The sequence below is a fragment of the Vibrio harveyi genome (genome assembly GCF_030060435.1).
Lineage (GTDB): Bacteria > Pseudomonadota > Gammaproteobacteria > Enterobacterales > Vibrionaceae > Vibrio > Vibrio harveyi.
The window spans coordinates 266957-282315 of the sequence record NZ_CP125876.1; the positions used below are offsets into that span (position 1 = coordinate 266957).

The following is a 15359-nucleotide window of genomic DNA, read 5'->3' on the forward strand; positions in this document are numbered from 1 at the left end:
AACAAAAGCTATCAGAATAACTTTAAATCTAGAAGTGTCATAAACAACAATGCCGCGTTAAACGCGGCATTGAAAGTAAGGAGATTTCGACCATTTAGTCGCGGCGACCGCGAAGTTGGATCGGTTGAGTAGAAGCGTCTGTTTGAATCATAACACCACCATAAGCAGCATCATTTCGACCTTTTAGAGTCAGGTTAGAATCTGCGCGTTCCACATCAACTTGGTTAGCTTGGCTTGTTGTCATATCAATGGTACCTGTGTATGACCCATCGCCAGCGAATGCCACATTTACTGAACAAACCATTAAGCCTAGTGCGATTAGTTTTTTCATACGTCACCTCTGTTGTTTGTGGTACATCATTTCGATATAGAAACTTTAGCAACGCCGCCCAAGTAGCACGAGGAAAACCCGAATTTACCAAATGGAAATCCCTGTTGGAAAAAGGCTTTTCTGCCATAAACTTAGAATTGACCATTCCCTGTCTTTCCGCTGTTGAGGCAGCGCTATGATGCCGTAGCAAACGTTGGCTGGAGTAAAAGAATGACAATCAATCTAGATATGCAGAACGTCTTGGTAATAAAGCGCATGTACGATCTGCGCAACGTTCGCTTGGTCGCGGAATCAATGGGAAAAACCTCCGGCGCCATCAGCAAAAACCTCACTAAAATGAAAGCGCAACTGGACGATCCTCTGTTCATTCAAACCAAAAATGGATTTGAACCAACCTCATTTGTGGAAGCCAATATGCCTCATTTCGAGCAAATCTTGGCGAGCGCAGACGCAATCAAACCCCAAGAGTTTTCCCCGCCGCTTTATACTGGCGATGTTGCAATCTACGCCAACACACTTTTTTGGGATCGTTTTGGCGATAAACTTTACCTAGAGTTGCTCAAGCAAGCGCCGCATGCCAATTATGCATTTTTAAGGTGGGGGGCTGATGCTCGCAATCGCATCATTGACGGTGAGAACGCCATTGCTATTCATTACTTTGATGAAGATCTACCTCAATCCATCGCACAAAAAGAGTTGGGAAAAGGCAAAGCGGTATTCTTTGTACGCAAAGATCATCCTGCCAAGGACTTCCAATCATTGGGCGATTATACCTTTGTTTTGTTCAAGACGCCTGGTTGGAACGATCATAAATACCCACTTTTGGATCGCTTAAAAAACATCGGCTTTCATGTTGATCCAAAAGTTGAGATTGAACATCCTGCCATGATTCACAGCATCATCATGAACACCGACCATTTCGGTATTACGATGAGTGGTAACGTTCCTGAATCATGTCGTAGCATCGAACTTCCAAATGGTTTAGAGCTCGGCGTGAGCTTTGTGATGAGCTGCCGACGTTCTCAGCAGCACGACCCACAAAACCAATGGCTGTTTAGTGTGATTCAATCCATCATCAAAAGGCACACCAAGCCAGACTAAAATTTGATTTCTCCCAATACGCCCAAAGTAATCGCTTGGTGGTGTTTGTTGAGGTATTCGATATCTTGTAAATAAGCCGTATGGTGACAATCTTCCATATTGGCTTGAAACTGGGCATCACCATTGGCTGCCATCGTGCGCATGTGATCGACTAACGCCGTTAAGCGCAACGTCATTACCTCCACCAACTCTTCGCGTTCTAATCGGGAGCAGCCATAGGCATCACAAAAGATTTTGGCTCGTCGAATTTGTTCTTCTAACGTGCCCATCTTGTCATCTTCATCAGTCTTAAATGGCGCCCAACCGTATATAGAAAAAGCAATATCCCAAATTCGCGGCGCAGGATGAGCGGTATCGAAATCAAACACACCGATCACGACATCCCCATCTAAAGCCACGTTATAAGGCATGAAATCACCGTGACAAATCACTTCTTGCGGCGAGCGAGCTGGCAACATCCAATGATGAACATCTTGATCATGCTGTTTAAGGAAACTCTCCGACGCATCATGATAACAACGGAGCAGGTTTGCGGCAGATTTCAACGCAGTGAGCGAAGCAATCGGTCCTTCTAACGGGTAGTTATAGCTGTCACCCTCAACAAAGGTCAGCAACTCTTTCCCGCCCTCAATCGACACTGCTTTTGGACATGCAGTAAAGCCATGTTGATGAAGATGTTGGAGTAATTGATGGACGGTCATCGTCCAGTGGCTAGCTGGTCTACTGACCAAATTACCTTTACGATAAATGGCATTATCCCTGCCCCCTTCTAACGCTTCCATTACTGCTCCTTGATAACCAGAGCGCATGCTCTGTGAGTGATGACGACATGAAACGTACTCTGTCATCTTAGCACCCGAACTTTGGTCATGACGGTTGATAATGTTTCAGATTGTTAGCTCTATCTCAGTTCGTGCTCATCTTGTCATTTTGCCCCCCGATAGCCTGAAAATCGCTTGGACATCTGGTTACGCTTGTAAGCTTTTTACTAGCCATTGAGTAAAGGCTTTGACATGCGGCTTCTCGCCACAACGAACGATCATATGATGTGCGCCTCGGCTTGGCATTGACCAATGACCTACTTGGACCAAAGTACCTTGTTGAAGATGATCTTCTACTAACAAGTCGCGCACTAATAAGACACCTAGCTGATTCACCGCAGCCTCAATAGCCAACAAAGAATGTTCAAATTCTCCCGCTAACTTTACGCTCCCTCCTTCGTGCCCTTGGTACGCAAACCAACCTTGCCATGTTTCCTGATAGCCACCAGTCGCAAGTTTCGGCAAACGGACAAGATCAACCAGATCAGAAACGGGATTTAGTAAAAGAAACCCCGGACTTGCCACCAAAATCCAGTTCTCTTGCGTGAGTTGCGTTGCGTGTTGCGAAGACCAATCACCATAACCATTAATGATTTCCACATCTGCGATGTCGCTATTACTCGGCACTGCATTTGCGGTAGTAGAAACTTTAAAACTCACTTCAGGATACTGGCGATGAAAATCAGCGAGTCGAGGTATCAACCATAGGGAGCAAAAGCTGTGCGCCACGTGTAACGTTAACTGGGTCTGTTTTTGGCGAGAGAAAAGATGTTGAGTTGCGGCGAACAAACTCTGAAATACATTGCTAACCACGGGCAAGTAATCGCGTGCTGCTTGGGTCAAAATGAGTTGTGCGCCATTGCGTTCAAACAAAGTGGCATCTAGATACATTTCCAGAGATTTCACTTGTTGGCTAACCGCTGCACGGGTGACATTGAGCTCTTCAGCCGCTTTAGTAAAGCTGTGCAATCTTGCCGTCGCTTCAAATGCTTTTAAAGAATTGAGTGGGGGTAAGTTCTGCATCTGTAGCTCCGAACAAAAGAACACGAAAAGTGTAAGTCAGAGCTGTGACATTTCGATGAAAACAAAAAAGCCAGCGACAAACGCTGGCTTTTAGAATCATTAAGCTAATGGTGGATTATTTAGCTTCTTCAGTTGTTTGGTATTGGAACGCAGGAACAACAACTTCTACACGACGGTTTTGTTCACGACCTTCACGAGTTTCGTTGCTCGCTACTGGGTTAGCTTCGCCCATGCCTTTAACAGTCATACGGTCTGCAGCAATACCTTCAGCTTGGAAGTGATCAGCAACTGCTTGTGCACGCTTCTCTGTTAGCTGTTGGTTGTAAGCTTCAGAACCTGTTGTATCACTGTAGCCGTTGATTTCAACTTGAGCTTGTGGGTAAGTGTTCATTAGCTCAACAGTACCGTTGAACGCAGAAGCGTCTTGTAGTTCAGCACTTTCTAGACCAAATTGTACTGTTGCAGTTTGAGCTGGGTATTCGTGCTCAACGATGCGAGTTACAGGACGAGTTTCAACCACTTCTTCTTGAACTACTGGCTCAGAACCAAACTTGTAGTTGAAGCCGATACCAAAGAAGTCAGAATCCATGTCGTCGATGATGTCATCAGACATGTCTTGGTAACGTTGGTACTCAGCGCGTAGGCTCCAGTTGTAGTTGATTTGGTATTCAGCACCTAGAGAGCCCGTTGGTACGAAATCTTTCTCATCGCCAGCCATCATGTAAGCAGCACCTACTTTAGCAAATAGGTTCCATGAGTCTGTTAGAGGTAGGTTGAACTTAGGAGCTAGAGTCAGTGCCCATAGGTCGCCATCAACAGTGTTTTTGCCAGCTTTGTTGAAGTTAGCAGTAAAGTTACCTAGGTAGTCAACGCCGTATTCAGCTGCAACGTATTCGTTAAAGTTGTAGCCAAGGTGCATACCTGCTGCAAAGCTATCGTCATCACATGGTGCGTCTAAGTGACATGCGTCGTTTAGTGCGTTGTAACCAAGTTTGCCACCGATGTATGTATCAGCAAGAGCAACATTTGACATTACGCCACCAGCAAGAACGGTAGCCACTGCAAGAGCAATCTTTTTCATTATTTTTTTCCTTTATGCGAAGGCGACCCGATTACTTTCCCCAGCATACGCTGTCATCAAGAAAGTCAGAACCTGCACTGTTTTTAGTGATTAAAACTACGCCAACAATCTCTATTAACGCATCATCGCATGACGCTCTAATTGGGATATTTCCATTAGGAGCGCTGGTTGGAATTTTGATACACCTATCTGCCACGTCTTGTCCCAAGCGTTTAAACCTGAACGATTGGAGTGATAGATAACGATGAGCAAACCTCTGTAGGTACAAGATTCCGCGAGAAAAATTATCCGGCTTCCATCTTGTAATTACATAGCAACTTAAAACTAATTTAACTGGCTGTGCCTACTTTCAACCTCACACTCAAGGCTGTTACCCCTATGAGATGTTATGATTTTTGTGACGAGAATCTCGAAATGAACTTTAACAGAATAAGTATCGCTAAATTAAATTAGATTTTTTATCGACACGATAAATCCAACTTATCGAGACTCACATAAGCATCAGAAATTGCAGATTTTTTGTCTTAACTGCGGAGAAAGTAGCTCATTAATAGAGAACGCGGAGAGAATAATGGCAGGAAAGACAGCCCGCAAAGTACGGGCTGTGAACGAATTGCGTTAAATTTTGTCAGATACGGCTAGCGTCGCTGCTAAAATATCTTGCCCAAACAACACACTACGCTCTGGAGACCAACCGTAAAGAGGGTCGGGGTGGTTGTTGTTGTCTTTGAATGGCATTTCAATGGTGTAAGACAGACATTTAAATTGCTCTGCTACCCAGTTAGAGCCAACGGTTAGGTTCGCTTTACCTGGTTCATCTTTGTCGTAACCAATCTCGTCTTGGAACTCTGGTGTAATCGTCAGAAGTGCTTGTTTAAACGCGTTTTCCAACTCAGCCATGCCTTCGTCATAAGAAGGAATGCCTTCAGATCCCGCTACAAAATTGTAAGGGATAGCTTCATCACCATGAATATCTAGGAACATATCCACGCCAGTTTCTAGCATACGTTCACGAACCAAGAAGACTTCTGGGCTCTTTTCCATTGATGGCGTTTGCCACTCTCGGTTGAGGTTCACACCCACTGCGTTAGTACGCAAGTGACCACGAGCACCGCCGTCTGGGTTCATGTTTGGTACAACGTAAAGTACTGCTTTTTCTAGCAATGCACGCGCAACCGTGTCGTTTTCATCCAGTAGACGTTGAATCATGCCTTCCATGAACCATTCTGCCATCGTCTCGCCTGGATGCTGACGTGCAATCATCCAGATTTTCTTTTTACCTTCTTCTGGCTCACCGAAAGTAAGCAAGCTCATGTCATTGCCATCTAGCGTGTGACCCAAAGTTTCCAACTGGCAGTGGTGTGCACTTTGTGCCATGTGTAATAGGTCTAGATGACGATCGTACGTGTATGGTGCAAAGTACGCGAAGTAGATTGAGCTGCGCTCAGGGATAACAGTGAAAGTCAGCGTATCACCATCGAACTCTGCTGGCACGCGGAACCACTCTTCACGATCGTAAGACGCAACAACGTCGTAGCCTTGCCAACCTTCTGGGTAAGCCGACTTCGCAAGATCAAGTAGTTTGATGGTGTGCGATTGCTCGGCTTCGGTCTCAAGACGGAAGTGGAACCACTGGTAGAATTCCGACATGTTGTCGTTAGGGATTTTAAGTTGGATGTCGTTTTTGTCGTCTGCTTTCACTACGTGAATGCTGCCGCTGTCGAAGTTGCTGAATACTTTCATTCTATTACTCACCTTTTGCATCTGAGCTTGAAAGACTGAGGCTAACACAAAGGGAAGAGGTGCCTCTAACGATTTCACTTCTTCCCTATCCGTTTGCGATCAAAATATTCAGTTTAGTCGAGCTTATCCGCTTTGCCTGCTGGTCCCGCAAGTTTTGCTAGCCACTTATCCCAGATAAATGGAGTTTGCTCATTATCTTCTGCTTCCTCTTTTCGGCGTACGGCATTACGCACCATCATTGCCCCTGTCCAACGAAAAGGCTCTGGTGGGAATTGTCCTAATGGTCCTCTGGCTAAACCGCTTCGCGTCCAGTCATTATCTAACCCCAATACGAATGAAGATAAGATCTTTCCGCCCATTCGAGTCTGAGCCACACCGTTACCCGAATAGCCAAAGCCGTAAAAGACATTGTTCTGTTTGTCTAGCTCGCCAAAGAATGGGAAACCGGTAGCAGAGCGATCCGAACCACCCGTCCATGAATAAGCGAATTCTGTTCCTTTTAAACGCGGAAACAGTTTATCGAACGACTTACGCAGCAGATTTTGATAGCGCGTTGGTTTATTAAACATCACGTCGACGCGGTTATTGTAAGAGAATTGATTGCCGCCCTTACCCAACATCAAACGACCATCTGGCGTATCTCGATAATAATGGACGAAGATACGTGAATCCAACACGCTAGAGCCCGTTTGCCATCCTGATTGAGGCAAAGCGTCACCCAGAGGTTTTGTAATCACCATATCTGAAGAGACAACAACGATGCTGTTGTTAAATTGCTTAAAGTGTTCCACCATCCAAGCATTTAATGCCAACACTACTTGCTTCGCTTTGATGCTCGCATTAGGCGTACTAACGGTTGCAGGTTGACCATAATCTAAACGCGTCATTGGCGTATTTTCATAAACCTCAACACCCAGTTCGATAGCAACACGACGTAGCCCTCTAGCCAACAAAGCCGGCTGGACGCTTGCGGCAATAGGAGAGTGAAAACCGTCCACATGCCTTGGTGAGCCAGCATTCTCTCGCAGATCTTCAATCTGACAATGTCGCCAACTATTCACGTTTAGCCGCTTAAGTTCATCCACGACCGGCTGCATACTTCCGGTTTGCGCATGGTTTGTCGCCGTGTAGTAAACGCCTTTCAAGGATAACTGTGCATCAACATTATGCTGCTGACAAAACGCCTCAATCTCCAAGACTGCTTGCTCCGATTCTTTTACTAACCATGCCGCTTGTTGTTCACCAAACAAGCGCTTCAATGTTGGAAACTTTGTCGACCAAGTCAGCATACAACCACCATTTGCGCCCGATGCCCCGCTGCCACACAAGCCTTTTTCAATTACAACCACTTGTTTTTCCGGCGATTGCTGCTTAATCATGATCGCAGTCCAAAGACCTGTATAACCACCGCCGACAATCGCCACATCCGTCGATATATCTTGTTGGAGTGACAATGACGGCGTTGGCTGTTCCATTTCCAGAGCTTGCTTGAACCAGTAAGAGAGATGAGTCATTCCGTATCCTTTGTAAAGTGGCACACAATCTTGCTTTAGTACCACTTTACAAACGAACATGAGAATCAACGAGCGAGAAAACCTGACGCTGAGCGTTAGAAAATATTGCCTATTAATAATAAATATAAATTAAGCAATAAAAAAAGGGGAGCAAAGCCCCCCAACATTCCTATAAATAACACACAGCAAGGATAAAGCAGAAATTAATAAATATTAGCTAGCGAGAATATAAATTAACGGTTACCTAACTCTCTCAAACGATATTCGTATTTCACGTTTAAAATTGGTTGGTAGGCAATTTGTCCGTTATCTTGTAGAAACTCATCCACCGTAACTTTACTATCGGTGATTGAGAAAGAATTTTTGTCTACTTTTGCAAAAGAGCCATACAGTTCTTTGCTTAATTGTAGAGATGTTTTACCTTGATATTCTTTAATCATTTCAAAGCCCATCTCGTAAGCAGCTTGCTTGCTGTCGACGACATTACCTTGAATCGATTTGCTGTTATTTGTCCATTGATACCCACCAGCGAATGCAGCAATTGGCGAAGCGGTTAGTGCAATGAGACCAACAAGAGTGATTAAACGTTTCATAATATGCTCCTTACTTACCTTTTAAATATCGAGTTCCAAGTGCTCGATGAATGTAGCGTACGTATAGAGACCTATAGCGAATAAAATTAATTTCAAAAAAGATTAAAATTAATTCATTTTATTTATCGGCTTTCTTTAAACGTCTTTGACTCTAAAAAAATAAACACTAGAAAAATCCATAGATTACGTTTTATACCTAACTCACTTCGAGATACTTGCTTCCGCAAAAATGGTTTGATTCGCACTCAAAACAACGATGTGTATCGCTTGTTTGTCTTCAAAGCTCATTCAGTCCCCCTAGATAGTGACAATGACTATTGGTTACTAAAGAAACGAACCCACTTATTAGCTCACTCAACGGGTTTGTCTGAGCACAACAACACGCTCTGACAATTTCATACTAAACCATACAAACCTCGCTTCTTTTTTCTCTTAAAATCTTCGCCAAAAGAACACCGTTCAAAACCAGCTCCCGTCAATGCTTGAGCGAAATAAGACCACTCTCTTTTATCGCCCTATTTTCGCGTTTTATATCAAGCGCTCACGCCTCTTTGACAGAGCCGAACAACTGGAAATGAGTTTGGAGTGAAATGACCATGAATAAATCCATCCTTGATCACAGCAGAACCATTTATTCTGATGAGTACGCTGACATTTATCGTCCAATTTGGACCTACCGCGTAAAATTCATCGCACGCGCTTTATTCTACAGAAAGTCGTTTAAGTACCTCGCGGACAACATTGAAGCATCACTGCTCGAACTGCTTTGCACTCGTACACACCGATTCTTAGAGAAGCCATTTCGTCCTTACATTATTAAGAATGGACCTGCTTTCGACCGTTCTGCGCTTGTTGTCGATCACTACAACTCGGTAGCAGACCTGATCTCGCCTGAACTGATTCAAGAGATCTACACCGATGCGGAAGGTCTAACTCTGACTTCATTTGAAATTGACGACATCTTGTATTCGGTCCGCTTGGTTTACGAAGCGCGTTACCAAAAAGAAGGTGATATGAGCTTGGTGCTGCATAGCCAAGAAGATGGCAACTTCTATACCCTTTCTTTCAGCTTGGGTCATGAGAATGGCGAGCGATGCATCATGATTGGTGGTTTACAAGGACCACGCAGCTGTGAAGAAAACAACGCAAAAATCAAAAAGCTGACGCGTAAGCTATACGGTCAACGTCCGAAAAGCTTGATGGTTGGATTGCTGGCTATCGTTGCGCAGGTTTGGGGCATAGAAACACTGTTGGCAGTAAAAACTCAATCGCACACTTACGCAGCTAAGCGTTACAGCAAAGGAAGAATCAAAACCGATTACGATGCGCTGTGGCTAGAACTTGGTGGCACAGAATACGACCGCAACTTCTACTCTATCGACGTAAATGCACCTCGTCGTGATATTGAAGGTATGTCTCGTTCAAAACGTTCTATGTACCGTCGTCGTTACGAATGGCTAGACAACACCAAAGTCACTTTCGAACAAGTCCTAAGAAACTAAAAGGCTAAAAGCTAAGGGGAAACGTTTATGCGTTATTCATTCGTTACTGCTTTGGTGTTGTCGACACTTTCTTTGTCTGCCAACGCAACCACCAGCGAACACATCATAGGTACAAACATTGGCTATGGCGGTGTGAACTACGACGCACCGACGAGCGAAGAATCAGGCGACATGTTCTTAGGTGAGATTTATTACCGCTACATGCCAACGCATAACTTTGGTATCGAAGCGGGTTATAAAGGCGCGTTTGACGGTATTGGTTCGATACTCGTGAGTCCGATTTCAGAAGTCACCGATACGAGCTTCTCCGGACCTCGCTTAAGTGGCTATGCTAGCTATCCACTGGGTTCAGGCTTCGAGCTTTACGGCAAGGCAGGTGTCACTCTCTACACTCTCGAATACACTTATAAAGTGAACGGTCAGAGCAAAAACATCGAACACTCAAGTGTTGGTGGTGAAGCGGCTGGCGGTATTGGCTGGAGCTATAAACACTTTGGTTTGAATGCAGAATATGTGTATTCAAAAAACAGCGATTTTGACTCTAGCGGCGTGATGTTTGGTGCGCAATTGCGTTTCTAAACAAGGCTTACAGGTTAATACAAAAGGCAGCAAGAGGCTCATTCGCTGCCTTTTCTTTTTTGTATTAACGGGGGCATATCCCGCTCATTAGTTAATGCGTTAATGCCAAAATAATCCCCACCAGAATCGAAGTAACCCCAATACCCCGAGTGAGATACCATTTCTCAGACAGAAACCAAATCCCCATAAACAATCCAAACACGATGCTGATTTGCCTTAGTGCCACCACCAAACTTACGTTGTCTGTCATGGTCATCGCAAACAACACCAAGCCGTAGGTGGATGCCATCATTACCCCTGCCATGCTGGCTGTTTTGCGGATCTGCCACGCTGTCTTAATCTCATCTAGCTTACCCGTAACTAAGCACCAAACAAGAGCAGGAATACCTATCGCCCAAAACTGCACGCCCAAGTAGAAAATTGCACTGTACTGATCATTCAAGATCTCTGATGCTTGTCCGGTGAGTAAACTCAGCGCTTCTTTATCGACTACCGAGTAACCCGTTGTGCCTATTGCGGCAATCAATGCCCAGAACACACCAACGTTCAAATAAGCACCCAATGTCATCTGACGAAAGTTCGTCAGTGGTACCAGCATACAACCAAGAGTAATTAGTAAGAATCCAAGCCACTGCTGACTAGATAATTCATGTCCCAATGCAACACTGATTGCGCCGACCATCATCACTGGCAGCGCCCGAGCAATCGGATAAACCACACCCACGTCTGCGTGCTTATAAGCGACAATCAAACCAACCAGATAAACCATTTGTGAAATGCCGCTAATGAACAGCAATCCCCAAAACTCACTCGGTAATGATGTCCAGCCAATGGTTGCCAAATACCAAATCAAATAAGGGGTAAGAATGAAACATGCAGAAAAGCTGGCGGCCATGGTAAACGCGAGTCCAGAGCCTGAGTTGCTTTTGCCAAGGATATTCCAGCCCGCATGGAGAACAGCAGAGAAAACGACGAGACTAATCGCCAACAAATCCATTTCAACGTTCCTATCTGAATAAAAGAAAGGCCCCGAGATGGAGCCTTAGATAATGAGAAAATCCACTTAACGATTGAGTTCCGCCAGAGATTCAATGCTAATGGCATCGTGTCGCCAATATTCGATATCGCAATCAATCAACTCACCATGTTGGTTGTAGTTGATGCGCTCCACCACCATCGCGGGCGTGCCGGCTGTCGCGCGCAGTGCCTGAGCCATTTCCCCCAACAAAGTGCTGGTTGAAATGCGGTAGCGAATCTTTTGATACGTCACGCCATAATGCTCGCGGTAAATGTCCGTCAGTGAATTTGATAAATCGTAGTCCAACAGGTTCGGAAACAGCTCTGGGCGAATGTAGTTTGTTACGAATACTACAGGTCTATCTTCAAGGTATCGCACACGGTCGACTCGATACACATCCGAGAAAGGCTGCAAGTCCAGCAAGCGCGCAGCTTGTTTGTTTGCCAACGTTCCTTTTGCTGCAACCAACTCCGTTTTTGGCACGCGATTTTGCGCTTTCGCCATGTTCGGGAAGTTCAGAGTTTGGGTTGGGTCGTAACGCAATGGCTCGGGTGAGATAAACCAACCTCGGCGATCTTCGCGATAGATTCGACCTTCTGCTTCCAGCAGTGATAAAGCTTCACGCAGAGTGACGCGTGTAGTATCGAACGACTCCGCCAACTTACGCTCTGCTGGCAGTTTTTGACGCGGCGATAGCATGCCCGCTTCAATCTGTTCAACAATCGAATCTTTAATTTTTACGTATTGCACGAAGTGTCCTTATCTTTTGCGCCAAGCTTGTGTGCGATTCTCTAACAATTTACCCAAAGTCATCTGAACAATCTTCGCAATTGCAGCAGCAATCATGATCATCACCGCCATTGCCGCAGCAGCGCCAGTTTGACCTGCATCATCCATATTCAGAATCGAGACCGAAGCCGGAATCGTATCGGTTGAGTAAAGGAATACTACCGCAGAAGTGGTGGTCAATGCATTAACAAACAAGTAAGTCGCAATGTCCAAAATCGCAGGTAAACACACAGGTAATGTCACTTTAAAGAACAACTTGTATTGAGGAAGCTTCACCGATGCCGCCGTGGCTTCAATCTCCGATGGCAACTGCTTTAGCGCTGTCAGGGCTGTCATGTGACCCACGGTGTAGTAATGCACTACCGTGTTAATTACCAAGAATGCCATGGTGCCATAAAGCACGTTCAGAGGATTGTTCGCATCATTGAAGTAAAAGATGTAACCCAAGCCAAGCACCATACCAGGAACCGCCATTGGCACGACGCTAAGCATTTGCATCACTTGACGAATTGGACCAAATGCACGCCCTTTCTCAATACAGTACGCACCGACAAAGATGATGGCTGTACCAATAACCGCTGTCCAACCTGCCAGCGTTAGCGAGTTGAAGAATGGGCTCCAACCGTAAGTGCTCATTTCAGCAAAGTTGTAGTTGTTTAGCGTCAGCGCTTTGTTCCAAGGCCAGAACGTAACTAACGAGCCATATACCGCCATACCAAGTACTGCCAGCACTGCGATAGAAATGATGCTGCAGTAAACCAAACAAATGCTGTCGCGCGCTTTGTTAGGCTCTGGCTGATAAGGCACCGAGCGCGTGTCGAATAAGCTCTTTTGTTTTTTCTGTACCCAGCGGTCTGCGCCGAACGCCATTACCGCAGGAAATAGCAACATAATGCTGGTCACCGCACCCATCGCAAAGTTTTGCTGTCCCACAACTTGCTTGAAGATGTCAGTCGCCAGAACGTTATAGCTGCCACCAATCACTTTCGGCACACCAAAGTCCGTGATGACCAGCGTAAAGACCACGATAAGCGTACTGATCAAACCGTATTTCGCCGCAGGTAACGTCACCATAAAGAAGGTTTTGATGGGTGAAGTTTTAAGTGCACGGGCGGCTTCATACAAGCGAGCATCTGAAGTGCGCAGCGAAGTGGTCAAAATCATCAATGCATGAGGGAAGGTCCAGAAAATCAAACCCATCGAGATACCAATCACGCCGTAAACCGAGTTTCCTAACAGCATCTCTTTGGCAATGCCTTGATTACCGAAAAGGAAGATCAAACTGATCGCTGGTAACAACGAAGGCGCAAGGATTGGCGCAGTGCCTAGGATTTGAAACAAACCTTTAAACGGCATGCATGAACGAGTCAGCGCGTAGGCATAACCAAACGCAAGCGCACCCACTACCGAGGTCACAATCACGCCCAAAGTGAAGGTGTTTCCCACCGATACCCACAAGCTTGAAGAGGAAAAGTACGTCGCAAAGTTTGCCAATCCGACAAATTCGCCATTGGCATTTTGCACACTCTTGGTCAACATTGCCCAAAGCGGCATTAAGATGAACAGCACCATCATGGTCGACAAACCAGCGAGCAAACCAAACAACACAAGGTTGTCGCGGCTGACACGTCCGAGTAGGGATTTTGCTTTGTCTTGTGTGGTCAGGCTATTCATCGTCATTGTCTTCGCATCCATGTTTACACCTACGCCGCTAGCGCTTTATCAACCGAGGGCACGGCGTAACCATGCAGCCCTTCTTCAGCAAACTGGATGTAACGTACATCGCCCGCCTTGATATTGAGTTTTTGAACCGTTTCAACAGGCACATCCACGACGATGGTTTTCGTTGAGCTGTCGTTTTGCAATACACAATCAATGCGGAAAAACGCCCCCAAAAACTCGGTTGCGGTAACTCGCACAGGTAAAGAGTTGTTGTAGTTTTCAACGAACTTGATGCTTTCAGGGCGCACCGCAAGGTCGAAGCGGTCACCTCGTTGAATCTTACGATTGGTCAAGCTTGGCGCTGGCATCAAGGTTTCGGCAATCCGTACTTGGGAGTTCGTAGCTACTGAGGTTTCTATAAAGTTCATGCTGCCGACAAACTCAGCAACAAAGCGCGTCGCTGGTTGTTGGTAGATCTCTTGAGGTGTGCCGACTTGCTCAATCACACCATGGTTCATTACCACGATACGATCCGCCATCGACAACGCTTCATCCTGATCGTGCGTAACCATGATGGTGGTGATGCCCAGCTTGCGTTGCAGCTTACAAATCTCGTCACGTAAGTGAACACGTACTTTTGCATCCAGCGCTGACAGCGGCTCATCAAGTAGCAGTAGACCCGGAGACAACGCTAATGCGCGAGCGAGTGCTACACGCTGCTGTTGACCACCAGAAAGTTGGTTAGGGAATTTCTCGCCAGAGGTTGGAAGACCAATGGTTTCTAACCAGTAATCTACTTTCTCTAGCGCTTCTTTGGTCGACATACCTTGGTTCTTCAAACCCACCGCAATGTTCTCTTGCACAGTTAGGTTCGGAAACAGCGCGTAAGATTGGAATACGATGCCGAAATCGCGCTTCTCTGGTGGTAGGAATGTGGTCTCTTGACCGTTTTGAAAAATCGCACCAGACGTTGGCAAGTCTAAACCTGCAATGGCACGTAGCAGAGTGGTTTTACCGCAGCCAGAAGGACCAAGAAAACAAACGAACTCGCCCTTTTCAATCGCTAGCGAGATTTTCTTTAATGCAGTGAACTGTCCGAATTGCTTCACTACATTTTCGATATTTAGGTAATGTTGGTTAGTTGACATAACACACGCTCCAGATGGTATATACCAACTTTAGTTTTGGAGTGTTACGTTCCAATGACAAATTTATAGCCAGAAGATGACAAATAGATGAAGGGAGATGAGGTTTGTTCAAGTGGTAATTAGAGATTCCCGACTCACTCCTCCGTCGCTCTCGAGAATGACGTGGTGAGTGTGGTTCATAAATTCTGAAATCACACTCATTGCCTAGAATTACGAGCTTTGACTTTCACGCCATACGCTTAAGATCGTCATTCCGGACGAGCCTAAGCGAGCCATCCGGAATCTCTTACAAGCACTATATTCTGAGATTCCCGACTCACTCCTCCGTCGCTCTCGAGAATGACGTTGTAAGTGCGGATAGAAGATCCCAACTTTCTTAAGTCCGTCATTCCAGCGAACCTAGGTGAGACTAGGAATCTACTTTCAGCAAACTCTGAAATAACAGAGAAAACAA

General features: G+C 45.6%; 14 protein-coding genes. 3 read left to right on the forward strand and 11 right to left on the reverse strand.

What is annotated here, in order from left to right; genetic code table 11:
* Positions 1-94: 94 nt before the first annotated feature.
* Complete coding sequence (locus QMY49_RS17710; RefSeq protein ID WP_005445393.1) at positions 95-331, reverse strand: VPA0252 family protein; 237 nt, start codon at positions 329-331, stop codon at positions 95-97.
* 210 nt (positions 332-541) lie between these two features.
* On the opposite strand from QMY49_RS17710, the gene QMY49_RS17715 reads away from it, so the two are divergent.
* Positions 542-1432 carry a LysR family transcriptional regulator gene (locus tag QMY49_RS17715; protein WP_005445394.1) on the forward strand — a complete coding sequence of 297 codons (891 nt, stop codon included), beginning with the start codon at positions 542-544 and terminating at the stop codon, positions 1430-1432.
* Here the strand turns inward: QMY49_RS17715 and QMY49_RS17720 are convergent.
* The 6 genes from QMY49_RS17720 to QMY49_RS17745 all read right to left on the reverse strand — a co-directional run bounded on the left by QMY49_RS17720 (position 1429) and on the right by QMY49_RS17745 (position 8207).
* Positions 1429-2214, reverse strand: coding sequence for a phosphotransferase enzyme family protein (locus QMY49_RS17720; protein ID WP_009700230.1), 786 nt, complete (start codon positions 2212-2214; stop codon positions 1429-1431). The two genes, QMY49_RS17715 and QMY49_RS17720, sit on opposite strands and share 4 nt — an antisense overlap.
* 186 nt (positions 2215-2400) lie before the next feature.
* The gene (locus QMY49_RS17725; RefSeq protein WP_277204494.1) at positions 2401-3276 is read right to left on the reverse strand and encodes a LysR substrate-binding domain-containing protein; all 876 of its coding nucleotides are present in this window, start codon (positions 3274-3276) and stop codon (positions 2401-2403) included.
* 115 nt (positions 3277-3391) lie between these two features.
* Positions 3392-4357: an OmpA family protein gene (locus QMY49_RS17730; RefSeq protein WP_005445398.1), complete on the reverse strand. Its 966-nt coding sequence runs from the start codon at positions 4355-4357 to the stop codon at positions 3392-3394.
* A gap of 618 nt (positions 4358-4975) precedes the next feature.
* The gene (locus QMY49_RS17735) at positions 4976-6100 is read right to left on the reverse strand and encodes a M14 family metallopeptidase (RefSeq protein WP_283315778.1); all 1125 of its coding nucleotides are present in this window, start codon (positions 6098-6100) and stop codon (positions 4976-4978) included.
* A gap of 113 nt (positions 6101-6213) precedes the next feature.
* Positions 6214-7614 carry an FAD-dependent oxidoreductase gene (locus QMY49_RS17740; protein ID WP_283315781.1) on the reverse strand — a complete coding sequence of 467 codons (1401 nt, stop codon included), beginning with the start codon at positions 7612-7614 and terminating at the stop codon, positions 6214-6216.
* Positions 7615-7847: 233 nt separating this feature from the next.
* Complete coding sequence (locus tag QMY49_RS17745) at positions 7848-8207, reverse strand: DUF3316 domain-containing protein (RefSeq protein WP_009696903.1); 360 nt, start codon at positions 8205-8207, stop codon at positions 7848-7850.
* 590 nt (positions 8208-8797) lie between these two features.
* Here QMY49_RS17745 and QMY49_RS17750 point away from each other — a divergent pair.
* The gene (locus tag QMY49_RS17750; protein WP_017188571.1) at positions 8798-9709 is read left to right on the forward strand and encodes a VirK/YbjX family protein; all 912 of its coding nucleotides are present in this window, start codon (positions 8798-8800) and stop codon (positions 9707-9709) included.
* 27 nt (positions 9710-9736) lie between these two features.
* Positions 9737-10288: an outer membrane beta-barrel protein gene (locus tag QMY49_RS17755; protein WP_005445404.1), complete on the forward strand. Its 552-nt coding sequence runs from the start codon at positions 9737-9739 to the stop codon at positions 10286-10288.
* A gap of 91 nt (positions 10289-10379) precedes the next feature.
* On the opposite strand, the gene QMY49_RS17760 is transcribed toward QMY49_RS17755, so the two are convergent.
* The 4 genes from QMY49_RS17760 to QMY49_RS17775 all read right to left on the reverse strand — a co-directional run bounded on the left by QMY49_RS17760 (position 10380) and on the right by QMY49_RS17775 (position 14905).
* The gene (locus tag QMY49_RS17760) at positions 10380-11285 is read right to left on the reverse strand and encodes an EamA family transporter (protein ID WP_283315784.1); all 906 of its coding nucleotides are present in this window, start codon (positions 11283-11285) and stop codon (positions 10380-10382) included.
* Between the two features lie 66 nt (positions 11286-11351).
* Positions 11352-12056, reverse strand: a complete 705-nt coding sequence (gene phnR, locus QMY49_RS17765; protein WP_005374048.1) for a phosphonate utilization transcriptional regulator PhnR — start codon at positions 12054-12056, stop codon at positions 11352-11354.
* 9 nt (positions 12057-12065) lie between these two features.
* Complete coding sequence (locus tag QMY49_RS17770; protein ID WP_029789150.1) at positions 12066-13790, reverse strand: putative 2-aminoethylphosphonate ABC transporter permease subunit; 1725 nt, start codon at positions 13788-13790, stop codon at positions 12066-12068.
* Between the two features lie 8 nt (positions 13791-13798).
* Positions 13799-14905, reverse strand: a complete 1107-nt coding sequence (locus QMY49_RS17775) for a putative 2-aminoethylphosphonate ABC transporter ATP-binding protein (protein ID WP_283315788.1) — start codon at positions 14903-14905, stop codon at positions 13799-13801.
* Positions 14906-15359 lie beyond the last annotated feature (454 nt).